General features: G+C 63.6%; 20 protein-coding genes. 6 read left to right on the plus strand and 14 right to left on the minus strand.

Annotated features, from left to right (window positions below; all coding sequences use genetic code 11):
• Positions 1-3 precede the first annotated feature (3 nt).
• Both ACFFNA_RS38635 and ACFFNA_RS38640 read right to left on the minus strand, forming a co-directional pair.
• A complete protein-coding gene (locus ACFFNA_RS38635; protein WP_378925457.1) occupies positions 4-1134 on the minus strand; it encodes a glycosyltransferase family 4 protein in 1131 nt (376 codons plus the stop codon).
• An 11-nt stretch (positions 1135-1145) separates the two neighbouring features.
• Positions 1146-1709 (minus strand): polysaccharide biosynthesis/export family protein, encoded by a 564-nt coding sequence (locus tag ACFFNA_RS38640; RefSeq protein ID WP_378925459.1) that lies wholly within the window; start codon positions 1707-1709, stop codon positions 1146-1148.
• A 258-nt stretch (positions 1710-1967) separates the two neighbouring features.
• On the opposite strand from ACFFNA_RS38640, the gene ACFFNA_RS38645 reads away from it, so the two are divergent.
• Positions 1968-4277, plus strand: a complete 2310-nt coding sequence (locus ACFFNA_RS38645) for a GumC family protein (protein WP_378925461.1) — start codon at positions 1968-1970, stop codon at positions 4275-4277.
• 12 nt (positions 4278-4289) lie between these two features.
• Here the strand turns inward: ACFFNA_RS38645 and ACFFNA_RS38650 are convergent, their stop codons facing one another.
• The 6 genes from ACFFNA_RS38650 to ACFFNA_RS38675 form a co-directional block, all read right to left on the minus strand.
• Positions 4290-5126, minus strand: a complete 837-nt coding sequence (locus ACFFNA_RS38650) for a GNAT family N-acetyltransferase (protein ID WP_378925463.1) — start codon at positions 5124-5126, stop codon at positions 4290-4292.
• Positions 5127-5131: 5 nt separating this feature from the next.
• The gene (locus ACFFNA_RS38655) at positions 5132-5878 is read right to left on the minus strand and encodes an aspartate/glutamate racemase family protein (RefSeq protein ID WP_378925465.1); all 747 of its coding nucleotides are present in this window, start codon (positions 5876-5878) and stop codon (positions 5132-5134) included.
• Between the two features lie 2 nt (positions 5879-5880).
• Complete coding sequence (locus tag ACFFNA_RS38660; protein ID WP_378925467.1) at positions 5881-6699, minus strand: ABC transporter permease; 819 nt, start codon at positions 6697-6699, stop codon at positions 5881-5883.
• 1 nt (position 6700) lies between these two features.
• Positions 6701-7612 carry an ABC transporter permease gene (locus tag ACFFNA_RS38665; RefSeq protein ID WP_378925469.1) on the minus strand — a complete coding sequence of 304 codons (912 nt, stop codon included), beginning with the start codon at positions 7610-7612 and terminating at the stop codon, positions 6701-6703.
• A 249-nt stretch (positions 7613-7861) separates the two neighbouring features.
• Positions 7862-9151 (minus strand): ABC transporter substrate-binding protein, encoded by a 1290-nt coding sequence (locus ACFFNA_RS38670; RefSeq protein ID WP_378925471.1) that lies wholly within the window; start codon positions 9149-9151, stop codon positions 7862-7864.
• A 34-nt stretch (positions 9152-9185) separates the two neighbouring features.
• Positions 9186-10274: an ABC transporter ATP-binding protein gene (locus ACFFNA_RS38675; protein WP_378925472.1), complete on the minus strand. Its 1089-nt coding sequence runs from the start codon at positions 10272-10274 to the stop codon at positions 9186-9188.
• A gap of 263 nt (positions 10275-10537) precedes the next feature.
• On the opposite strand from ACFFNA_RS38675, the gene ACFFNA_RS38680 reads away from it, so the two are divergent.
• Positions 10538-11251: a GntR family transcriptional regulator gene (locus ACFFNA_RS38680; protein ID WP_378925474.1), complete on the plus strand. Its 714-nt coding sequence runs from the start codon at positions 10538-10540 to the stop codon at positions 11249-11251.
• Between the two features lie 104 nt (positions 11252-11355).
• Here the strand turns inward: ACFFNA_RS38680 and ACFFNA_RS38685 are convergent, their stop codons facing one another.
• Complete coding sequence (locus ACFFNA_RS38685) at positions 11356-12585, minus strand: GNAT family N-acetyltransferase (protein ID WP_378925476.1); 1230 nt, start codon at positions 12583-12585, stop codon at positions 11356-11358.
• Positions 12586-12676: 91 nt separating this feature from the next.
• Here ACFFNA_RS38685 and ACFFNA_RS38690 point away from each other — a divergent pair, with 91 nt between their 5' ends.
• Positions 12677-13735, plus strand: a complete 1059-nt coding sequence (locus ACFFNA_RS38690) for a polysaccharide deacetylase family protein (RefSeq protein ID WP_378925478.1) — start codon at positions 12677-12679, stop codon at positions 13733-13735.
• Positions 13736-13758: 23 nt separating this feature from the next.
• Here ACFFNA_RS38690 and ACFFNA_RS38695 read toward each other — a convergent pair whose 3' ends face one another.
• Positions 13759-13974, minus strand: coding sequence for a DUF2842 domain-containing protein (locus tag ACFFNA_RS38695; protein ID WP_378925480.1), 216 nt, complete (start codon positions 13972-13974; stop codon positions 13759-13761).
• A 193-nt stretch (positions 13975-14167) separates the two neighbouring features.
• Here ACFFNA_RS38695 and ACFFNA_RS38700 point away from each other — a divergent pair, with 193 nt between their 5' ends.
• A complete protein-coding gene (locus tag ACFFNA_RS38700) occupies positions 14168-15259 on the plus strand; it encodes a COX15/CtaA family protein (protein ID WP_378925482.1) in 1092 nt (363 codons plus the stop codon).
• Positions 15260-15278: 19 nt separating this feature from the next.
• Here ACFFNA_RS38700 and ACFFNA_RS38705 read toward each other — a convergent pair whose 3' ends face one another.
• The 4 genes from ACFFNA_RS38705 to speB all read right to left on the minus strand — a co-directional run bounded on the left by ACFFNA_RS38705 (position 15279) and on the right by speB (position 18484).
• Positions 15279-15602: a hypothetical protein gene (locus ACFFNA_RS38705; protein ID WP_378925484.1), complete on the minus strand. Its 324-nt coding sequence runs from the start codon at positions 15600-15602 to the stop codon at positions 15279-15281.
• Between the two features lie 78 nt (positions 15603-15680).
• Positions 15681-16520 carry an aminoglycoside phosphotransferase family protein gene (locus ACFFNA_RS38710; protein WP_378925486.1) on the minus strand — a complete coding sequence of 280 codons (840 nt, stop codon included), beginning with the start codon at positions 16518-16520 and terminating at the stop codon, positions 15681-15683.
• A complete protein-coding gene (gene argC / locus ACFFNA_RS38715; protein ID WP_111545703.1) occupies positions 16520-17446 on the minus strand; it encodes an N-acetyl-gamma-glutamyl-phosphate reductase in 927 nt (308 codons plus the stop codon). Before argC ends, ACFFNA_RS38710 begins: the two co-directional genes overlap by 1 nt.
• 30 nt (positions 17447-17476) lie before the next feature.
• The gene (speB, locus tag ACFFNA_RS38720) at positions 17477-18484 is read right to left on the minus strand and encodes an agmatinase (protein ID WP_378925488.1); all 1008 of its coding nucleotides are present in this window, start codon (positions 18482-18484) and stop codon (positions 17477-17479) included.
• A 124-nt stretch (positions 18485-18608) separates the two neighbouring features.
• Here speB and ACFFNA_RS38725 point away from each other — a divergent pair, with 124 nt between their 5' ends.
• Both ACFFNA_RS38725 and ACFFNA_RS38730 read left to right on the plus strand, forming a co-directional pair.
• Positions 18609-19817: an acyltransferase family protein gene (locus ACFFNA_RS38725; protein ID WP_378925490.1), complete on the plus strand. Its 1209-nt coding sequence runs from the start codon at positions 18609-18611 to the stop codon at positions 19815-19817.
• 205 nt (positions 19818-20022) lie between these two features.
• On the plus strand, positions 20023-21081 hold the full coding sequence (locus tag ACFFNA_RS38730; protein ID WP_378925492.1) for a glycerophosphodiester phosphodiesterase family protein: 1059 nt from the start codon (positions 20023-20025) through the stop codon (positions 21079-21081).
• Positions 21082-21141: the final 60 nt, after the last annotated feature.

Genomic DNA, 21141 nt, shown 5'->3' on the forward strand with positions numbered 1-21141 from the left:
GCCCTATTTATCGAGCGCGGCGAAGTAGGCCTTCTCGATGTCGGCGGCCATCACGTCGGCGCCGAAGCGCGCCTTGAGGCTGGCACCATCGGGCATCAGCTTGCGATAGGCGGCGGGGTCGGCCAGCGCCTGGCGCATCCTGTCGGCAAGCTCGACCGGGTCGGGCCGGATCAGGGCAGGGGAGCCGGTGCCGAAAATCTCCGGTATGCCGCCGACGGACGTGGCGATCATTGGCATTCCCGCGGCAAGCGTTTCGAGGACGATATAGGGCATGGCTTCGGCGCGCGAGGGAACGATGACGAGCTCCGCCAGCGCGAAGGCTTCCCTGGCCGGCATCGGCGGCAGGAAGCGGACGTGTCTCTCAAGTCCGAGTCGCTTCACCTGGGCGTGGTAGCGGGGCAGGTCGTCGCCGTCACCGACCATCACCGCGGTCAGCGCGCGGCCGAGCTGGGGGCCGGCGTTGGCCAGCGCATCGATGAAGATGTCGGGCCCCTTGAGGTCGCGCATCATGCCGATATAAAGCAGATCGGCTGCGTCGGGCGCGGCAATCACCGGCTCGAATTCGGCGGCGCGCAATCCGTTATAGACCAGGGTGTTGGGGATCGGCGGCTCCCCGACCTTGCGGCGATAGGTTCGCCTTTCGTAGTCGGAGACAAACAGCAGGTAGTCGGTGAAGCGCGCCATGAAGCGCTCGAGCGCGAAGAACAGCTTTCCGGTGGTCGTGTTCTCGTCATAGTGGAGAGAGCCGCCATGCGGCGAATAAAGGCGGGCTACGCGAGACCTTGATACCCGCAACAATGAGCCGAACAGACGGGCATAGGCGCCACCCTTGGCGCCGTGCCCGTGCAACACGTGCGGCCGCAATTCCTTGATGATCCTGTAGGTGCGCCAGGCCGACGCGAGGTCGCCCGGCCCGACATGGCGCTGCATCGGCGTGCGATGGATGCCGAGCGCCAGCATATCTTTCATCTGCTCGAACAGAAGTTCCTCGAACTCGCCGCCCGTCGTCGAATCGCAGACGATGCCAACGGAATGTCCCGCGGTGACCTGCGCCTCGGTCAGGTCGCGCACATGGCGGAAAATTCCTCCGACGGGTGAGCGAAAGCAATGGACGATCCTGAGCTTGTCCGCCACGTGTTGGTTCGTCAGAACAGGCGTTCGCGGACGTAGACGGTATCGCCAGGCAGCAGCGGGTCGGACGTGACCACGCGGCCGGTCATCACCTTGCCGTTGATGTCGCGGGTGATGTCGACGCTTTCCTGGTTGGCGCGCGGTGTGAAACCGCCGGCAATGGCGATTGCCTTCTGCACCGTCAGACCGGGGACGTAAGAGTATTGGCCGGCGGCACCCACTTCGCCCATGACGAAGATCGGCCGGTAGCGATCGATCTCGACCGAAACGTCGGGATCGCGCAGATAGCCTTGCCGCAATTTGTCGGCGATTTCCTTTTCCATCTGCTGCGCGGTGTGACCACGCGCCGGTATGGCGCCGACAAGCGGGAAGGAGAGGTAGCCGGATTGGTCGACGCTGTAGGTGTTGGTCAGCCCGTCCTGCTCGAACACGGTGACGCGGACGCGGTCGCCGGCGCCAAGACGATAGGGCTGGTCGAGCACCTCGTGGAAGGCTACCGGTGTCGGCCGGTAGCTGGAACAGCCGGCGAGCATCGATACGGCAAGCAGCGCGCGAAAGAGGGAAGCAGTGCTTTTCATGGCCGGACAGGTACCTTCGACTGGTCGCTGCAGCGTCGCAGCAAACTCTAGGATCGAGGTCCGTTATCATCCTGTTAGGGTTAATGGCCGGTAAAGGGAGCGGCCGGTGCAGCGCGCATCGGCAAGAGTTTTACGATTTTTTGGCGGTTTTGTTTGTCGCTCGCCAGTAAACCCTAATGCAAGCTTACTGCGATCTTAACGGCTGAGTTACCATAGTTGTTTACGGTGTGTCCTGACCCAGTATCGGAGTAGGGATGCATGTCCGTTCAGTCCGCGGCCGCAGATGTCGACGTCGATCTCAGGCAGCTCTTCGCCAGCCTGGCGAGGAACTGGCTGCGCATCCTCGTTGTCGCACTGCTGGTGACCGGAGCGGCTTTCGCGCTCGCCTCGTTTGCCACGCGCCACTACAAGGCTCAGACGCAGGTAGAGATCGCTCCGCGTGAATCCGTTTATACGCGGCCGGCCAGCAACAACGACGCCGACAAGCCGATTCTCGATGAACAAGGCGTTGCCACCCAGGTCCAGATAATTTCCTCCAACGAAATCCTCAAGCAGGTCGCGCAAAAGCTCAATCTGGAGAAACTGCCCGAGTTCGACGATGCACTCCACATGTCGCCGTTGAGCCGCGCTCTGGTCCTCGTCGGCTTGAAGAGCGATCCGATGGAAATTCCGACGGAAGAGCGCGTTCTCAAGAAAATGCATGAGAAGCTCAACGTCTACGGTGTCGAGAAGACCCGCATCATCGCCATTGAGTTCTCATCGGAAGATCCCAAGCTCGCGGCCGCCGTACCAGACGCCATTGCAGCCGCCTATATCTCGGGGCAAGGGGCTGCCAAGCTCGAATCGAACAATGCCGCCGCTGATTTCTTGGCGCCGGAGATCGCCGACCTGCAGCAGCAGGTCAAAGCTGCCGAGGCGAAGGTCGCCAGCTACCGTGCGCAATCCGACCTTCTGATGGGCGGCAACAATTCGGTGCTTGCCACGCAGCAGCTTTCCGAACTGTCGAGCGAGCTGATGCGTGTGCGCGCCAACCGCGCCTCGGCGGAAGCGACCGCCGACAGCGTGCGCCAGGCGTTGCAGGGCGGCGGTTCGCTCGATGCCGTGCCTGAGGTCTTGTCTTCCGATCTGATCCAGCGCCTGCGCGAGCGGCAGGTCGAGCTCAGGGCCAACATCGCCGATCTTTCCACCACCTTGCTTGACAATCATCCGCGCATCCGGGCGTTGAAGTCTCAGCTTGTCGACCTCGACGGCCAGATCCGCAACGAGGCGCAAAAGCTCATGAAGGGTCTGATGACCCAGGCGCAGACCGCGCAGGCTCGTGAGAACCAGCTCGTCGCCGACGTCAACACGCTGAAGGCCGCATCGGCCCGCGCCGGCGAACAGCAGGTCGAACTTGATGCCTTGCAGCGTGATGCGGCCGCCAAGCGCCAGCAGCTCGAATCGTACCAGGCCAACTACCTCAGCGCGGCGTCGCGCAAGGACCGCAACTATCTGCCCGTCGATGCCCGGGTGGTTTCTCTGGCGCAGGTGCCGTCCGAGCCCTATTTCCCGAAGGTCCTGCCGATCGTCGGTGCCGCCTTCGTCGCGTCGCTGCTGATCATGGCGATCGCGACGCTTCTGCGGGAGCTGTTTTCTGGCCGTGCCATGCGGCCGGCGACCGGTTCCCGCTTCGAGCGGATCGATGAGGTCGCTATGCCCCATGTAGCTCAGGCGCCCGATAGGGCCGCGATGCCGGCTTTCCGCCAGGAGCACGCCGTCCTCCAGGACCCGATCCTTCGCCCGGAGATGGGAGAACGTCCGGCTGACGCGAGGGCTGAGCCCTACACATCCGCGATGCCCTATGCCACTGCAATGCCCGAGACCGTTGCGCCTTATACGTATACGGCCGAAGCGCCTGACAGGGTCGCGATGCCCGATGCGGCGACAGCAGAGCAGACGGCTGTCGATGCCGAACCTGCGCGTTCCACCCTGGGTGAGATCGACGTTGAGAAGGCCGCCGAAAAGCTGATCGCCAGTGGTGCGGCGCGCGCCATATTCGTCTCGCCGGAGGGCGACGAGGCAGCCGCATCGGCGGTCCTGGTGGCACGCGAGGTCGCCGACGCCGGCCTGCGCGTCCTGTTGCTGGACCTTACCGCTTCGGGAGCCGCCTCGCGGCCGATGCTGGACAGCGGCCTTTTCCCCGGCATCACCAACCTGCTCGCTTCGGAAGCGCAGTTCAGCGACGTCATCCATGCCGATCTCTATTCGGACTGCCATGTCATTCCCGTTGGCACCGCCGATCCGGTCCGCGCCATGCGCGCCGCCGACCGGCTGCCGATCATCATGCAGTCGCTGACCACAGCCTATGATCTGGTCGTGGTCGAATGCGGACCGGCCGACGCGCAAGGCATCAGCCGTCTGGCCGGCGATGCCACCGAGGTGTTCCTGTCCATGCTGGAGCCGGATGATGAAGTGACGCAGGCCGCGGTCAAGCTCATCGAAAGCGGCTATCCCGACCTGACGCTGGTGACGCCGCTCGGCCACGAACCGCCCGGCAATCCGGTGCCGGGACGGCGCTCGGCGGCCTGAAAGAGCCGCAAACTATCCCAATTCCAGGGTCGTCACGCCGAACAACCGCTGCAGGCCGAGCTCCGGGGCCGGGCCCTTGTACATGCGGGTGGTCTTGAAGGTCGGCGCAAAGCCGGCCGCCTCGAGCGCTTCAATGAAACCGGCGTTCTCGGCGTGAACGTCGATGTGCAGGTCGCCGCCCTCGCAGGCACCCGCCAGTCCGTGCAGCAGCTGCAGCGCGGTGTGGATGCTGTCGGCAAACAGCGGGCCGATCTTGAAGCCTGATCGGCACGGCCGAGCCACACCATAGCCGGTGGTGCCGCGCGAACTAATCGCCGCCAGCCCGTGATGCGGCGCCTGCAGCCATCGCTGCAGGAAGGCTCGCCGGGGTGCCGGAAAACAAGATGCGTCATAAGCGATGATGTCGGGGACGAGCTGGGTCGTCACAGTGCGCAACCCGTCGGCCCTGACCGCCGGGCCTGCCGCACGGCCGCTATAGCGGATGGTTTCGTAGGCGGGTTCGAAGCCCTTGCGCCTGTAATTGGCCTGCTGCTCGGCGACGCCGTCGAGGCCGATGGTTCTCCCTGAAAGCCTGTCCATGCCGGCGTTCCACACCGCCTTGCCATAGCCTTTGCCCCGCTTGTCCGGCCGGCAGATGTAAAGGCCGACGAAACCGAATTCGCGTCCATAGGCTACTGCCGAGATTGCCGCGACCATTTCGTTGCCGACAAAGGCGCCGATAAAGCCCGAGGGATCCGCAGCCTGGAACATTGCCGCGTCTTCAAGACCAGGGTTCCAGCCTTCCGCCGCCGCCCAGTCGATGAGAACCTCCAATTCATGCAGCGACAGCGTGCGGATGGTCGGCTTCATTGTGCTCACTCCGCGGCGACAGCTCCGGGGGAGAAGGATTTCAGCATGCCACGGTAGGGCTTGGCCAGTGGGCTGGCATAGGCGCCGTGCTTCGATGTCGAAAGGCCGAGCGCTATCAGCGCCTCGGCCTGCTTCAGCGCCGCGCCGACACCGTCGATGACAGGCAGGCCGAATTCGGCCTGCAGCCGGTGGGCAAGATCCGCCATGCCGGCGCAGCCAAGCACGATGGCTTCGGCCCTGTCCTCCTCGACGGCCCGGGCGATTTCGTCGCGCAGCTTCCCGATCGCGCCCGATGCCGGATCTTCAAGTGCAAGCACTGGAATGTCTGCCGCCCGTACACGCGCCCGTCCCGCCATGCCGTAGCGCTGCACCAGCCCCTCCACCGGCACGCGGGAGCGTTCGGTGGTGGTCACGACGGTGAAGCGCTGGGCGATGAAGGACGCCATGCTGAGGGCCGCCTCGCAAATGCCGATGATGGGGATGTTGGCCATGGCGCGCGCGGCATCCAGGCCTGTATCGTCGAAACAGGCGATGATCGCCGCCTGCGCGCCGGCACGCTCACCGGCGGCGATCTCCATCAGCAGGCCGGGCACGGCGAGCGCCTCGTCATAATAGCCTTCGATCGAGGCCGGTCCCATGGACGAGGTGACGGCAACGACTTTCGTCCAGGCGCCGGCAACTGCGCGCGCCGCCGCACCGATGGTCTCGGTCATGCTCGCCGTTGTGTTGGGATTCACCACAAGGATCTGCATGTTCAGGCTCGCGCCCGGCGGCGGCCGACATAGAGGATGGCGCCCAGAGTCGCCAGGATCACCAGGAAGGAGAACGCCGTGGTCACCGTGCCCAGCGCGTAGAGAACGGGCGTCGTGACGTTGGTGGTCATGCCGTAGATCTCGAGCGGCAGCGTGTTGAAGGTGCCTGAGGTCATCAGCGTGCGGGCGAACTCATCGTAGGACAAGGTGAAGCCGAACAGGCCGACGCCGATCAGGCTCGGCGCGATCATCGGCAGCACGACATGGGCGAAGGTCTGCCAGGACGAGGCGCCAAGATCGCGCGCGGCTTCCTCATAGGCGGGCGAGAAACGGTTGAAGACGGCGAACATGATGAGCACGCCGAAGGGCAGCGTCCAGGTCAGATGCGCGCCGAAAGCCGAGGTGTACCAGGCCGGGCGAAAGCCGATCTGCTGGAAGACGACGCCGATGCCCAGTGAAATGATGATCGAGGGCACGACCAGGCTGGCGACCGCCAGGTAGAACAGCGCGGTGGCACCGCGAAACTTCTGGCGGAAGGCAAGACCGGCGAGCAGCGACACCGCGACGGTGACGACCATCACCATGAGGCCAAGCACCAGCGAGCGCTTGAAGCTGCCGCCGAAATCGCCGACCGCCTGGCGTTCGAACAGGTTGGCGAACCAGTGAAGCGAGACGCCGTTGAGCGGGAAGGTTAGACCACCGGTTTCGCCCTGGAAGGACAGGATCAGGATCGCCGACAGCGGGCCGTAGAGGAACAGCACGAACAGCGCGAAGAACGCCGCCAACACGTAGAATTCGAGGGTGCGTTTTTCGTGGCTCACGTCAAAGCTCCTTGCGGATATCGACGATGCGCAGGATGCCCGCGACCATCAAAAGCACCAGCACCAGAAGCACCACGGCGTTGGCGGCGGCGGCCGGATATTGCAGCAGCGACATCTGGTTCTTCATCATCAGCGCCACCGACGCGCTCTGTCCCCCCGACATCACCTGGACTGTGGAGAAGTCGGCCATCACCAAGGTGACGACGAAGATGGTGCCGATCGCCATGCCGGGCTTGGCCAGCGGAATGATGACGTTCCACAGCACTTGCCAGCCCGACGCGCCGGCATCGCGCGCGGCCTCGACCAGCGATTTGTCGATGCGCATCAGCGTGTTGAAGATCGGCGTCACCATGAACAGCGTGTAGAGATGGACCATGGCCAGAACGACGGCGAATTCGGAATAGAGCAGCCATTCGATGGGCTTCGGCACCAGGCCCAACTGCACCAGCGTCGAGTTGATGAGGCCGTTGCGGCCGAGCACCGGGATCCACGAGATCATGCGGATGATGTTGGAGGTTAGGAACGGCACGGTGCAGACCAGGAACAGCACCATCTGCATGGCGGTGGTGCGGATGTGGAAGGCAAGGAAATAGGCGACCCAGAAGCCGATGAACAAGGTCAGCGCCCAGACGATGGCGGCGAACTTGATGGTGTTGAGATAGGTCTTCCAGGTCACCCAGGAGCCCAGCACGTCGGAATAGTTGGTGGTCAGGAAATCCGGATACATGGCCGCGAAGTCGTAGTCCCAGAAGGAGACGACGACGATCATGATGATGGGCAGAAGCAGGAACGCGCCGAGGATGATGGCCAGCGGCGCCGATTGGAGGTAGGGCGTGATGGCGCCGAGCGAGAGCCGGCGGCGCCTGGCCGGCTTGGCGGCGGCGATTGCGGGGCGTTCGAGAGCCACAGTCATCTGGAATACCTTCGGAGTGATGTGGCGAGAGAGCGGCTGAGATCCTTCGCGCGCCCCTCTGTCCTGCCGGACATCTCCCCCCCAAGGGGGGAGATCGGCAGTTTCAGCCCCATTGCCTCTTTCCACAAAGTTGGAGATTGGCGAAAACCAAAGCGACATCCAATCTCCCCCCTTGAGGGGGAGATGTCCGGCAGGACAGAGGGGGCGCGAAGGAATGAGGCATGTCCAGTTGACGAGCTGCCTTTACCCCTACGCCGCGATGAACTCGTTCCAGCGCTTCACCATGTAGCGGTCCTCGTCCATGACCGAGTTCCAGCAGGCGACCTTGCCCATGCGCTCCTCGAAGGAGCCGCCATCGCGCACGGCGCCAGCCTTTTCCATGACGGTGCCGTCGGGTGCCTTGATCTCGCCCTTGGCCGGCTTGCCCTCGATCCAGTAGCCCCACTCGTCCTCGGACATGAACTTCTTGGCCGAGACCATGTTGGCCGAGTAGTAGCCCTGGCGGTTGAGATAGCCGCCGACCCAGCCTGACGTGTACCAGTTGATGTATTCATAGGCCGCGTCCAGTTCGGCGCCCTTGAGGTGTGCGGCAAGGCCGAGGCCGCCGCCCCATGAGCGGTAGCCTTCCTTGAGCGGCTGGAAGCGGCAGGCAATGCCCTTGGAGCGCACGGCGGCCACGGCCGGCGACCACATCGACTGGATGACGACTTCGCCCGACGCCATCAGGTTGACGCTCTCGTCGAAGGACTTCCAGAAGGCGCGGAACTGGCCGCCTTGCTTGGCCTTGATCAGGAAGTCGATGGTCTTGTCGATCTCCTCCTTGGTCATGTTGCCCTTGTCGGCATATTTGATGTTGCCCATCGCTTCCATGATCATCGCCGCATCCATGATGCCGATGGACGGGATGTTGAGGATCGCGGTCTTGCCCTTGAAGGCCGGGTCCATGATGTCGGCCCAGGTGGTGATGTCGCGGCCGACGAGGTCGGGGCGGATGCCCAGCGTGTCGGCGTTGTAGATGGTCGGCACCATGGTGAACCAGTTGGTCGGCGCCTTGGCGAAGGTCTTTGAGTCCTGCGCCTCGACATAGCCGACCGTGTGCGGCGCGGTGCCCTGGGCAATGACGCTGTCGGGCGTGAGCTTGCCGGTTTTGAACAGCGGCACCAGCTCGTCGTAATATTTCAGCTTACTGACATCCATCGGCTGCAGCACGCCGCTCGGGAACACCTTCTTGCAGATCCAGTATTCGATGTCGGCGATGTCGTAGCTGTCTGGCTGGGTCACGGCGCGCTGGGCGGCGGCGTCGGAATCGGTCGCTGTCATCTCCAGCGTGATGCCGAGGTCGGCCTTGCACTTGTCGGCGATGGCATTGAGGTTCGACACGCCGGTGCCGAACTGGCGCAGCGTGATGTTGGACTGCGCCCAGATGGTCGGGAAACCGGTGATGACGCCCGAGCCGGCGGCAAGGCCGACGGCGGCCGCACCCGTCTTGAGCAGCGAGCGGCGCGAAATGCCAGTCTTGGTTTGCTTGGTGTTTGTCATGCTTATTCCCCTGTCTTGTTTTGCTTCGTTGACGTCATGAATGAAGGCGGCCGAGGACGATGGCGTCCTCGGAATCCCACGCGAGCGGTACGGCGTCGCCGATGGCGACGGGTTTGGCGAAGAAGTCGGAATCGTCGACGATGACGGTGAAATCGTCGATGCCGGCGCCGGTAACGGAGAGCTTCACCGTGGCGCCGCGATATTCGATGTTGGAGACGAGGCCGGTGAAGCCGAGGCCGGGCGAGGGTGCGGCGCCGATGCGCACATGGTCGGTGCGGATGGCGATGTCGATCGGTGCTCCTGCCTCCTGCAACTGGCCGCTGGCAGCGAGCGAGCCGCCGCCGGTGATGTCGAATACAACCATGCCGTCTCTGCTGCCGGTAACGCGGCCCGAGATGACGTTGTGGTCGCCCATGAAGCGCGCCACGAAGGCGGTGGCCGGTCGCTCGAACACGTCGCGCGGAGGCGCCGCCTGCTCGATGCGGCCGTCATTCATCACCACGATCAGGTCGGCGAGCGCCATCGCCTCCTCCTGACTATGGGTGACGTGGACGAAGGTAATGCCGAGCGAGGTCTGCAGCTTCTTCAGCTCGGCGCGCATGCGGATCTTCAGGAACGGATCGAGTGCCGACAGCGGCTCGTCGAGCAGCAGCGCCTCCGGGTCGGTGATGAGTGCCCGCGCCAACGCCACGCGCTGCTGCTGGCCGCCGGAAAGCTGCGCGGGGCGGCGCGTCGCATAGGCCTCCATCTGCATCAGCCTCAGCATGTCCAGCGCCTTGGCGCGGCGCTGTTCCTTGTCGACGCCTTTCATCTTCAGGCTGAAGGCGACATTGTCGATGAGGTCGAGATGCGGGAACAGCGCATAGGACTGGAACATCATCGCCGTGCCGCGCCTGGCCGGCGGCAGGTCGGTGACGACGGTGTTGCCGAGCCGGACATCGCCCGACGAAATGCTCTCATGGCCGGCGATCATGCGCAGCGTCGAAGTCTTGCCGCAGCCGGAGGGGCCGAGCAGGCAGCAATAGGTACCGGCCGGAATCTTCAGGCTGATATCCTCGACGGCGGTCGTCGTTCCATAGACTTTCGAAACGGACACAATGTCGATTTCGGCGGCTTTGGACATTCAGGCTTCCCCGTTTGGTCGCACTAACCAATGCATCATGCGTGCCAATCGCCGCGCGGACGTCCAAGCGATTGAATTGTCGGGAAAATCGGGATTTTTGCCTGCTGCCCACTGAGCGGGCTGGTTTGTGCGTTGCACAAATTATGGGCGATTGTCAGCGATATGCACAAAAATCGTATGCAATCTTTTTTGGCTTCGTGTTCACTTTGCCTCTCGTGCGCGGATGACGAGTCGCGTTAGAAGGAGACAGGAAGATTTCCGCCATGAACATTGCCGACCAGATCTATTCCGCCACAGACAGTGCCACGCAGGATCGCGCCCAGGCGATCCGCGACCAGCTGCGCGACGCCATCGTCGACCGCCGACTGGCGCCCGGCACCAAGCTGTCGGAAGGCGAGGTCGGCACGCTGTTCGACGTTTCCCGCACCGTGGCGCGGGCAGCGCTACAGATGCTGTCCTTCGAAGGCCTGGTGCGCACCGAGCGCAACCGCGGCGCCTTCGTCGCCAACCCTTCGCCCGAGGAAGCGCGCCAGGTGTTCGCCTCGCGCCGGCTGATCGAGCCGGGCATCGCCATTGCCGCATGCGGGCGCGCCACCGCGGCTGACATCGCCGCTTTTCGGGCGCAGCTCGACGAGGAAGGTCGCTTCATCGCCGAGCGCGGTCCCAATGCGCGGCGTGCCGAAATCAAAGCGTCGGGCGATTTCCACCTGCTGCTCGCCTCGGTGGCCGGCAATGCCATCCTGCAGCGTTTCATGGAGGAGCTGGTGGCGCGCTCGTCGCTTGTCATCGCCCTTTACGGGCGTTCTGGCGTATCAGCCTGCGGACATAGCGAGCACACGGAAATTGTCGGTGCACTGGAGAACGGCGATTGCGGGCTGGCGAGCCGGCTGATGCTGCACCACATCGACCATATCGAGGCCGACCTCGATCTGCGTGTCAGAGCCGGCCCGGCGCTCCGGGAAGCCCTCAACTTCTGAAGCTAATGCATGTCGCTCAAAAGTGGCCCCGGTTTTGAGACAACGACATGCATAGAAACAAAGGCTAAAGCGCGTCGCATGAATCCGTTTCGACGCGACGCGCTTTAGCTCTCATCCTCGCCGGTCGTGGGCGCTGCCTGTCCGGCAGCCTTGCGGCGCAGCATCTTGGTCAGCTTCCAGATCGTCGGGCTGTTCTTGATGAAGGCCTTGATCCCAGCGCCTTGCCGAAGCGTCAGCGCCAGCACACGACCCTTCAGGGTCAAGGGGATCAGCAACTCGAAATGCTGGGTTTCGATATCGCACCATTGCCGCTTGTAAGGCTCGTCGCCGACGGAGAAGTCGTAGACAGAAAAACCGGTCTCGCAGGCCTCCTGGATGTTGTCGAAGAACAGGAAGTCGCCGGGACTGGTGTGGCCGAGATCATCCTCGGCGATCGCGCCGAACTCGCAGATCAGGCGCTTGCCCGAGCGGCTTGATCCGGTGACGGCGCGGAGCTTGCCGGCCACTTCGAGCCCGTGCAGCACGAAGGAGGGCTTGTCCTCGGCAAGTGCGTCCGTGAACAGCGCGCGGAAGAAGCCGCGCACCTGCTCGTCGCCGAAGACGTTGGCGATGCCCATCTTGCGAAAACGGAGTTCCTTCATCTCGAAAAAGGCATCGAGCAGCCTGTCCACCTCGTCCGGGGTAGCGGCCTCGATGCGGCGATGACTGCCGGCGGCCTCGAACTTGCGCATCTGCGAGCGGTGCTTCTTGCGCTTGCGCTTGCCGCTGGCGCGCAACAGCAGCGCATCGAAGCCACCGCCGAGATCAACGGCCAGCGACAGGTTTGGGCTGGCAAAATGGTCAAGCAGGGCGAGTGGATTGGCGACACCGTCGAGATCGGGCAGCAACCGCTCGAGCGCGATGAGATCGATGTCCGGGCGTGCCTTGGCGATGGCCGCCAACATAGATCGGATGGCCGGGATATCCGCCCTGGCCAGCCATTGCGGATCGGCGGCGACGAAGTTGCCGTTGGCGTGGCGGTCGCCCATGAAGCGGGCGACGCGGAACGGACCTTTCGCGGTGACCTCCAGGGCCAGCGCAAAAACCGGCCTGCCTTCGGCGCTCAGCGTCGCAACGAGCAGATTCGGCCCGACCTGCTCGGCCCAGTTGAGGATCCAGCCGGCACTCTGCGCCGGCGCAAACAGGGCCGAGCGGCAGAACCCGGCATAGGCCGCGAGCCCTTCCGTCGACGTCACCGAAATTGACAGGCCGGCCTGATCCCCTGGCAAGGCGCGCTGCGACGCCTCGGTCGCAGCGAGCCGATTGCCGTCAAATGACGCTGTTGCGTCAACCATACCTCAATCCTTAGGGCGTATTGATCGCAATTTGGGGGTTCGCGTAGGCGCATTCCGTGCTTGGATCAGCCTAGGCGCAAAAGGTGAATGAATGATCGACGGGGGCGAGGCAATCCGGAAACTGGCGCTGAACGTCGCCCGTTATACCGGTCTTGCACCGTTGGCCAAGCCGTTCATCGGCGGCATTGGCGCCATACTGATGCTGCACCGCGTGACCGCGACGCCCGAAAAGCCTGACAGCGTCAACCGGCATCTGAACATCGCGCCTGGCTTCCTCGATGCCGTGATCGCCGACATGAAGGCGAGCGGCTATGCCTTCGTCTCCATGGACGAAGCGGTCGAGCGCATCAAGGCAGGCGGCAAGGGTGGCGAGTTCGCCACCATCACCGCCGATGACGCCTATCGCGACAACATGACAGAGGCGCTGCCGGTGCTGGAGAAGCACGGCGCGCCGATGACCATTTATGTCGCGCCCGGGCTGATCAACGGCACCGCCGATTTGTGGTGGGATGTGGTCGAGGACATCGTCAACGTGCGCGACAGCCTCACTCTGACGCGACCGAATGGCCCGTTGGTGATCGATTGCTCGACCCCTGCGAAGAAATTACAGGCCAATATACGCCTGCACGCCTATCTCACCTCCGAAGTCCGCGAGGAGGACCTGCAGGCCGTGCTGCGTGACCTGGCTCGCTCAAATGGCGTTGACACCGACGGCCCGCGGCTGCGGACACTGATGAACTGGGACGAAATCCGCAGTATCGCCGCGCATCCGCTGGTGACGATTGGCGCCCACACGATCAACCACAGCAATCTGAAGCGGCTCTCCGAAACCGATGCGCGGCACGAGATCGGCGCCGTGCATGGCATGCTGCAGGCTGAACTGGGCGAAAAGCCCAGCCATTTCGCCTACCCTTATGGCTATGCCAGCGCGGTGGGCTGCCGCGAAGTGGGCTTTGCCCGAGACGCCGGCTACACCTCCGCCGTGACCACGCGCCACGGCGTGCTGCGCGCCGAACATGCCGGGTTCCTGCATGCCTTGCCGCGCATTTCAGTCAACGGCCGCTACCAGAGCCTCGCCCACATCCGCACCATGCTGTCGGGCGTAACCACGCCGCTCGCCAACGCCGGCAAGATGGTCGTGACGATCTGACGCTAGCAGATCTGTGTTCCAGTTCAGCGCTTCGCCGGCGGCTCCAGCATCAGCCACTTGATGATGCCCATCGCTGGCAGCACCCACAGCAAGCCACTGAGCAGGAAGAACAGGAAATGCACCCACGGGCTCGATTCCGACAGCCGGGCGACCGCGACGATCGATGCGACCAGCGCGTAGATGATGACCAGCGCCACCAGCAGAAACGTTCCGATCAGCTTTTTCAGGCGCACGGGCATGGTTGGCCTCCTGGTCCAAGACTGCCGGGAAACTCGGAGGTCCCGGCGAGCTCAGTGTTGGCTTCGCATAGGCCTTGACGCGATCCTGTGCAACCGGTGAGACGCGGCGCGACGGCGTGCCGCGCCGCCTGGTCTTGCCAGCACGGGTGCGATGGTCCACCAATCCGCGAAACCAACCTGCCGGGACAAGATCATGGCTGCCATATCAGCTGCCGCGCCTTTCGCGGCCCGCGACCGCGACCTGCACAACCGGGCGCTGCTGCGCGGCTGGCTCTATGTGGTGGTGCTGGTGCTGTTTGCGCTGGTGCTGGTCGGTGGCGCCACCAGGCTTACCGGTGCCGGCCTGTCGATCACGGAGTGGAAGCCGATCCACGGCGTGATACCGCCGCTCAACGACGCCGAGTGGCAAGAGGAATTCCAACTCTATCAGCAGATCCCGCAATATGCCGAGCTCAACAAGGGCATGAGCATCGAGGCGTTCAAGTCGATCTTCTGGTGGGAATGGGTGCACCGCATCCTGGCGCGCAGCGTCGGCCTGGTGTTTGGCTTGCCGCTGCTGTTCTTCTGGGCGACGCGCCGCATCGAACGAGGCCTCGGGCCAAAACTCGTGGGCATCCTTTTGCTTGGCGGCCTGCAAGGCGCCATCGGCTGGTGGATGGTGGCCTCGGGACTGGTCGACCGGGTCTCGGTCAGCCAGTACCGGCTGGCGACCCACCTGACGCTGGCAGCGCTGATCTTTACCGCGACCATGGTCGTGGCGCGTGGGCTGGCGCCGCATTCCGAACCTGCCGCCGATCGGTCGACGCAGAGGCTGGCCGGCTTCATCGTGCTGTTGGCGTTGATCCAGATCTATCTCGGCGGGCTGGTCGCCGGGCTCGACGCCGGCCTGAGCTACAACACCTGGCCGCTGATGGACGGCAAGTTGATCCCTGGTGATTTGCTGATCCTCGAGCCGGCATGGCGCAATTTCTTCGAAAGCCCGAAAACGGTGCAATTCGTCCATCGGCTCGGCGCCTATACGGTGTTCGTTGTCGCCTTGTGGCACCTGATCGCCACGCGTCGGCGGCTGCCTGAAACAACGCATGCCCGCCGCGCGACACTGCTGTTTGTGCTGGTGCTGGTGCAGGCCTCGATCGGCATCGGCACGCTGCTGATGCATGTGCCGCTGCACATGGCGCTGACCCATCAGGGGTTTGCGCTCATCGTGCTGGGCTTTGCCGCCGCGCATTGGCGCGGCACCAAGGGTGCCTATCCCTTGCCGCACGAAATCGCGCTCAGGAGCTGATCCCGAGCCGATCTGCCGGTTACATCCAGAATTCGTTTGACGATGTCGTCTTCTCGCCGTCGAACTCCGCCTGGCGCAAAGCTGCGGCGGATGGCGTTGATTGGCTCTGAGCGGCCTTGGCAGCCTTGTCGGCGTCGGCGGCCCTGAGTGCGTCAAGCTTGGCCTGGGCGACAGCGATATCCTGCTGCACCTGGGCGGCCTGGACCTGATCCTTGATCGCCTTGGCCTGGTCTTCCAAGTCCTGGATCTGCTTTTCGAGCGCGGCCTCCTGGGCTGCATTGCTCGATGAACTGGACGAGGAATACTGGGTTGCCTGGGAGGAACCCGAAATCGCGCTGACCATGACAAATCCCTGATGGAGCCACGGCACGTCAGTAGCCCATCATGGTGAACAAGCCGTTACTGGCGCCGACCTCCGAGATCAGAAAATTGGCCGCACCGCCGGGATCGCCGCCGCGATCGACAACTCGCGGTTCTCCTCGACCGGATTGTCGTCCTCGTGATGCCAGGACGCCGACAGGCAGCCATAGGCGATGGCGTGATCCGGAATGACTGGCGGAGCCTGGCCCAGCGTTCTGGCAAAGACCTCGGCCATATCTGCGATGCGCTCCGGATCGAGGCAAAGCTCGTCCCGGTCGAGCGGGTTGTAGAACATGTTCGCGGCGTCGAAGCCGGGATCGCCAAGCACGCCCTTCGGATCGATCGCCAGCCAGCCCCGCGGCCCATGCAGGATGTTGTCGTGATGCAGGTCGCCATGCAGGGGCCTGATATCGTGTGGATCGGCCAGCAACCGATCGGCGATGACGGCGGCCTCGACATAGAGACTGTCATGGCCGGCGTCGCGGTCGGTCGCGGCTTTCCCGAACAGGCTTGAAAACCGCTCCCTGAGCGGCTGAAGCTCCGGCGGGAAGGGGTCTTTCCAAGGCGAAAACAGTTTTGCCATCACATCCGCCGCGATTGCGGTCGCGGCGTTGTCGCCCTGTTCGCCGAGAACCTGTTGCAGCAGGGTTTCACCGGCATATTCGAGCAGCATGCTGTGGCCGTCACGGCCAAGCAGGCGGACCGCGCCTTCGCCGCGCCGCCAGGCGAGATAATGCTCGCCGCGCAATTCGTCGGCGACGTCATCGAAAGGCTTGAGCGCCTTGACGATTGCCGGCGAACCATCCTCGCGTCGCACCTTCCAGATGCGGCTCGAAAAGGTCTCGGCGATGAGTTCGGGCGCGCTGACCCTCCAGCGCGTCGGAAAGACAGGCGCGTCCATCAGAGGCCGAGCATCAGGTCCATGTTCTGCACGGCGGCACCCGAGGCGCCCTTGCCGAGATTGTCATAGACCGCCAGCAGCAGCGCCTGCGCCCGTTTGTCGTTGGCGAAGACGTAGACCTTCATCCGGTTGGTGCCGTTGTAGATCTCCGGATCGATGTCCGGCATGCGCTCCAGATGCGCATAGGGCGCGACCTCGACCACACCGCCCTCGATGGCGGCGAAATGGTCGGCAATCGCCGCATGAAGCTCCGCACCCGTCGGTACATGGTCGAGACCGCCAAGCTGCAGCGGCACCACCGTGATCATACCTTGTGCGAAATTGCCGACCGCCGGCTGCATGATCGGATCATGCGACAGCCTGGCATAGGCCCTCAGTTCCGGCACGTGCTTGTGCTGCAAGGTGAGGCCATAGGGCAGGAACTCCGAGGCGTCCTCTCCCTTGGCGACATAATCCTCGATCATCGGCCGTCCGCCGCCCGAATAGCCGGAAATGCCATTGACCGTGATCGGGAAATCCGCCGGCAGCAGGCCGGCGGTGACCAGCGGCCGCAGCGTCGCGATCGGTCCCTGCGGCCAGCAGCCGGGGTTGGCGACGCGCTTGGCCGAGGCGATCGTCTTTGCCTGCGCCTTGTCCATCTCGGCGAAGCCATACGCCCAGCCTTCGGCTACGCGATGCGCGGTCGACGCATCGATGACCTTGGTGGTGTCGTTGGCGATCAGCGAGACACTTTCCTTCGCCGCGTCATCGGGCAGGCACAGGATCGCGACATCGGCGGCATTGAGGAACTCGGCGCGCGCGGCCGTTTCCTTGCGGCGCTCGGCGGGAACGGAGATGATCTCCAGATCGCCGCGCTCGGCAAGCAGCGCCCGGATCTGCAGACCAGTGGTGCCGTGCTCGCCGTCGATGAAGATTTTCGGTTTCATTGCCTGATCAAATTCCCTGATATTTCAACACTATATGCCCTGACCGTGATTCACCGCGGCACCGTTGTGGTTGCCGTTGTTCAGCTCTTCAAGCCGGGCCTTTCGTTCGGCCAGCAGACCGAGATACTGCATCGCCACCATCGAGCCGGCAATCGCCGTTATATCGGCGTGATCATAGGCCGGCGCAACCTCGACGATATCGGCGCCGACAATATCGATCTGGTTGAGCTGGCGCAGCGTCGACAGGATTTTTGCCGAGGACGGCCCGCCGGCAACCGGCGTGCCGGTGCCGGGCGCGTAGGCCGGGTCGAGGCAGTCGATGTCGAATGTGAGGTAGGTCTTCTTGCCGCCGGTGCGGTCGACGATGGCGTACGCGATGTCGGACGCGCGCATCTCCTCGATTTCGTGGCCGTAGAGGATCTTGATGCCGAACGTGTCGGGCGCATGAGTGCGAATGCCGATCTGGATCGAGCGGTCGGGATCGATGATGCCTTCCTTGACGGCGCGGCCGACGAAGGATCCGTGGTCGATGCGTTTGCCATCGTCCGGCCAGGTATCCTGGTGGGCATCGAACTGCACCAGGGCGAGCGGGCCGTGGATGGCGGCATGCGCCTTGAGCAGCGGCCAGGTGACGAAATGATCGCCACCGAGCGACAACAGGAAGGCGCCGGATTTGAGGATCTTCGCCGCTTCGCGCTCGATCGTGCCGGGCGTCTTCTGGTGGTTGCCTGAGTCGAGCAGGCAATCGCCATAGTCGACCACCGCGAGATGCTCGAACAGATCGCGTGAAAACGGGTATTGCGGGTCATTGTCGAGGATCGCCGAGGCGCGGCGGATCGCCTGCGGCCCAAAGCGGGCGCCGGGCCGGTTGGTGACGGCGGCGTCGAAGGGAATGCCCCATACCACAGCGTCCGCGCCCTTCACGTCCTTCGTGTATTTGCGCCGCATGAAAGACAGCGCGCCGGAATAGGTCGGCTCGAGGGCAGCGCCCGTTTTGGAGCGGGCGGTGAAGGCATGGTCGATGTTGTTGGTCGCCATTACGGATCCTCGTTTTTCATCGGGGTGCAACAACTACAGAACCGGCACGGAAGATGCCAGTCACAGCTTGGCGAGACGAAATGGCGCCCCTGGAGTGCCATGACAAAACAGGATTTGTATCACCATGACGCAGACGGCGTTTCTTAATCCTCCCCGCGCCGTGGTGTCGACCCACACCGGCACGATCGCCGGCGAACGCTTCCTGGTTCTCGATTCGTGGCGCGGTATCTGCGCGCTGCTGGTGGCGCTGTTTCACTTCCCGACCGGTTCGACGATTTCGCAAAGCGCCTTCATCGGTTCGTCCTACCTCTTCGTCGACTTCTTCTTCGTCCTTTCCGGTTTCGTCATCGCCAGCAGCTACGGCAACCGGCTGAGCCAGCCGAAGGAGGTGGCTCGCTTCGCCCTGGTCCGTTTCGGCCGCATCTACCCGCTGCACCTGCTCATGCTGGCCGGCTTTGCCGGCTTCGAGTTGCTGCGGCTGGTGTTGCCGCAACTGCATGGCACCGGGGCTGCTCCCTTCACCGGTGGTTTCGACCCTAGGAGTCTGCTCGCCAATCTTCTCTTGCTGCAAGGCGTCGGCTTCGAGGATCAACTGACCTGGAATGCGCCAAGCTGGAGCATTTCCGCGGAGTTCTTCGCCTATCTGCTGTTTGCGGGTGTGGTCTTCGCCGCCGGAGCGAACGCCTGGATATGGTTCGTCGGCGCTGCCGTCACCGCGCCGCTGTTCCTGCTTGGCTTCTCGACCCATCATATGGATGTGTCCTTCGATTTCGGCTTCATCCGCTGCCTGTACGGCTTCTCGCTCGGCGCCTTGCTTGCCTGGTTTCAGCATGATTCCATTGCAAGGGCGCGACAGGCCCTGGCCAAGGCCGGCCCGCTCATGGCCTGGACCCTTGCCGAGATCGTCATGGTCGCCGTCATCGTGCTTTTTGTCTCGCTGGCCGGCGACAATGATTTCGGCATCGCGGCACCCCTGGTGTTCGCGCTGGCGCTGTTTCTCTTCGCCCATGAAGGCGGCTGGATCAGCGCCTTGCTCAGAACCCCGTTCATGCTGACGCTCGGTGCACTGTCCTACTCGATCTATATGGTCCACATCTTCGTCCAGGCGCGCATGATCAACGTCGCCGGGCTCGTCGAGCGCAAGCTCGGCTTGGGCCTGATCGGCGACATCGTGCTACGCGGCCAGCCCGCGACCGGCTTCGGCGCCGGGGGGACAGGGGCCGTGGCGATCGTCGTCATGCTTCTCGCCACCATCGCCGCCTCCTGGATCACCTGGCGTTTCGTCGAAATGCCGGCCATGGCTTGGTTCCGCCGGCTCTCGAAACGCATTTGACGCGAGCATGATCCCGAAAAGTGGACGTCGGTTTTCGGAAGGGATCAAGCTCAAACCAGAGATCCCGCGAGCATGATCCTGAAAAGTGGAAGCCGGTTTTCGGAAAAGATCATGCTCAAACAAGACATCCTCTAGCCGGCTTCGTTCACCGGGCTGTCACGGGCATCGCCTATTCGGGTTTCGATCCGGCAAGGAGCGATTCTCGATGCGGACCATCTGGCTAAGCCTTCTGCTTTCCGCGGCACTTGCCGCCGCCTCTGGCCAATCATCGGCCGCAGAAACCCGCGCCAGGCAGATCCTCGACCGCTTCGAACAGGCCAACCAATGGCGCGACCACGTCATGATTGCCGCGCATCGCGCCGGCAGCATGCAGGCCGGCAAGACGCTCTATGCGGAAAATTCGATCGCGGCCGTGGAGGGCTCGATCGCCATGGGCGCCGAAATCGTCGAGGTCGACATCAGGCGCTCGAAGGACGGTGAGTTCGTCATCATGCATGACAGCTGGCTCGACCGCACCACGACCTGCAAGGGTGAGGTGGTCAAGCGGACGCTGGCCGAACTGAAGACCTGCCGATTGGTGGTTGAGGGTACCGGCGTCGCCACCAATGAGACAGTTTCGACGCTGCGCGAGATGCTGCTGGCGACCAGGGACAGGATCCTCATCAACCTCGACAATAAGCTCGAGGTCGGCGACCTCTTCGGCATGATTGCTGTGGCTCGCGATCTCGGCATGGCCGAACAGGTCATCGTCAAGGAGAACCTGTGGAACGCCACCCGGATTGCCACGGTGAAGGCCGCCATGGATGCCATTGGCGGTGGCTTCCAGTTCATGCCGATCATCGCTGACGACGCGGTGCACGATGCCGCTTTCGCCGAGACGGTCGACCACGTCTTCTCGCCGCGCGCGACCGAGCTGATCAACTGGCGGGCAGGTGCCGAGACGCTGACCGAGACCGGCGGACCGCTGTTCAGCACGCGCATGCGCGCGGCCGCGGTGCGGGGCAACTGGCACATCTGGGCCGACACCTACGCCATCGTCAACAAGCCGGGCGGCTTCCTGGCCGGCGGCCGCGGCGACGAACTGGCGGTCAAGGCCAGCCTGCCGCGCGAAAGCTGGGGCTTCTGGGCCGACCGCGGCGCCACCATCATCCAGACCGACGAGCCGAAGGCGGCAATCGACTGGCTGGCGGCGAATGGCTACCGCGTGCCTTATGCCGACGAGGCGCGGCCGGCTGAGCCCGCCAACGCGGCGAGCATCAATTAGAGTAATTCCAGGAAAAGTGTGAAACGGTTTTCCCGGGAAAGCGCATGGCGTTTTCCCTTG

The sequence above is a fragment of the Mesorhizobium kowhaii genome, assembly GCF_042431665.1.
In the GTDB taxonomy this organism is placed as follows: domain Bacteria; phylum Pseudomonadota; class Alphaproteobacteria; order Rhizobiales; family Rhizobiaceae; genus Mesorhizobium; species Mesorhizobium kowhaii.

What these genes read in the sequence shown, in the direction of transcription:
- ACFFNA_RS38675 (WP_378925472.1), bottom strand. Translation starts at nt 10,274, where the DNA reads ATGTCCAAAGCCGCCGAAATCGACATTGTGTCCGTTTCGAAAGTCTAT.
- ACFFNA_RS38690 (WP_378925478.1), top strand. Translation starts at nt 12,677, where the DNA reads ATGATCGACGGGGGCGAGGCAATCCGGAAACTGGCGCTGAACGTCGCC.
- ACFFNA_RS38730 (WP_378925492.1), top strand. Translation starts at nt 20,023, where the DNA reads ATGCGGACCATCTGGCTAAGCCTTCTGCTTTCCGCGGCACTTGCCGCC.
- ACFFNA_RS38640 (WP_378925459.1), bottom strand. Translation starts at nt 1,709, where the DNA reads ATGAAAAGCACTGCTTCCCTCTTTCGCGCGCTGCTTGCCGTATCGATG.
- ACFFNA_RS38670 (WP_378925471.1), bottom strand. Translation starts at nt 9,151, where the DNA reads ATGACAAACACCAAGCAAACCAAGACTGGCATTTCGCGCCGCTCGCTG.
- ACFFNA_RS38700 (WP_378925482.1), top strand. Translation starts at nt 14,168, where the DNA reads ATGGCTGCCATATCAGCTGCCGCGCCTTTCGCGGCCCGCGACCGCGAC.
- speB (WP_378925488.1), bottom strand. Translation starts at nt 18,484, where the DNA reads ATGGCGACCAACAACATCGACCATGCCTTCACCGCCCGCTCCAAAACG.
- ACFFNA_RS38705 (WP_378925484.1), bottom strand. Translation starts at nt 15,602, where the DNA reads ATGGTCAGCGCGATTTCGGGTTCCTCCCAGGCAACCCAGTATTCCTCG.
- ACFFNA_RS38680 (WP_378925474.1), top strand. Translation starts at nt 10,538, where the DNA reads ATGAACATTGCCGACCAGATCTATTCCGCCACAGACAGTGCCACGCAG.
- ACFFNA_RS38645 (WP_378925461.1), top strand. Translation starts at nt 1,968, where the DNA reads ATGTCCGTTCAGTCCGCGGCCGCAGATGTCGACGTCGATCTCAGGCAG.
- ACFFNA_RS38665 (WP_378925469.1), bottom strand. Translation starts at nt 7,612, where the DNA reads ATGACTGTGGCTCTCGAACGCCCCGCAATCGCCGCCGCCAAGCCGGCC.
- ACFFNA_RS38725 (WP_378925490.1), top strand. Translation starts at nt 18,609, where the DNA reads ATGACGCAGACGGCGTTTCTTAATCCTCCCCGCGCCGTGGTGTCGACC.
- ACFFNA_RS38695 (WP_378925480.1), bottom strand. Translation starts at nt 13,974, where the DNA reads ATGCCCGTGCGCCTGAAAAAGCTGATCGGAACGTTTCTGCTGGTGGCG.
- ACFFNA_RS38685 (WP_378925476.1), bottom strand. Translation starts at nt 12,585, where the DNA reads ATGGTTGACGCAACAGCGTCATTTGACGGCAATCGGCTCGCTGCGACC.
- ACFFNA_RS38655 (WP_378925465.1), bottom strand. Translation starts at nt 5,878, where the DNA reads ATGCAGATCCTTGTGGTGAATCCCAACACAACGGCGAGCATGACCGAG.
- ACFFNA_RS38650 (WP_378925463.1), bottom strand. Translation starts at nt 5,126, where the DNA reads ATGAAGCCGACCATCCGCACGCTGTCGCTGCATGAATTGGAGGTTCTC.
- ACFFNA_RS38710 (WP_378925486.1), bottom strand. Translation starts at nt 16,520, where the DNA reads ATGGACGCGCCTGTCTTTCCGACGCGCTGGAGGGTCAGCGCGCCCGAA.
- argC (WP_111545703.1), bottom strand. Translation starts at nt 17,446, where the DNA reads ATGAAACCGAAAATCTTCATCGACGGCGAGCACGGCACCACTGGTCTG.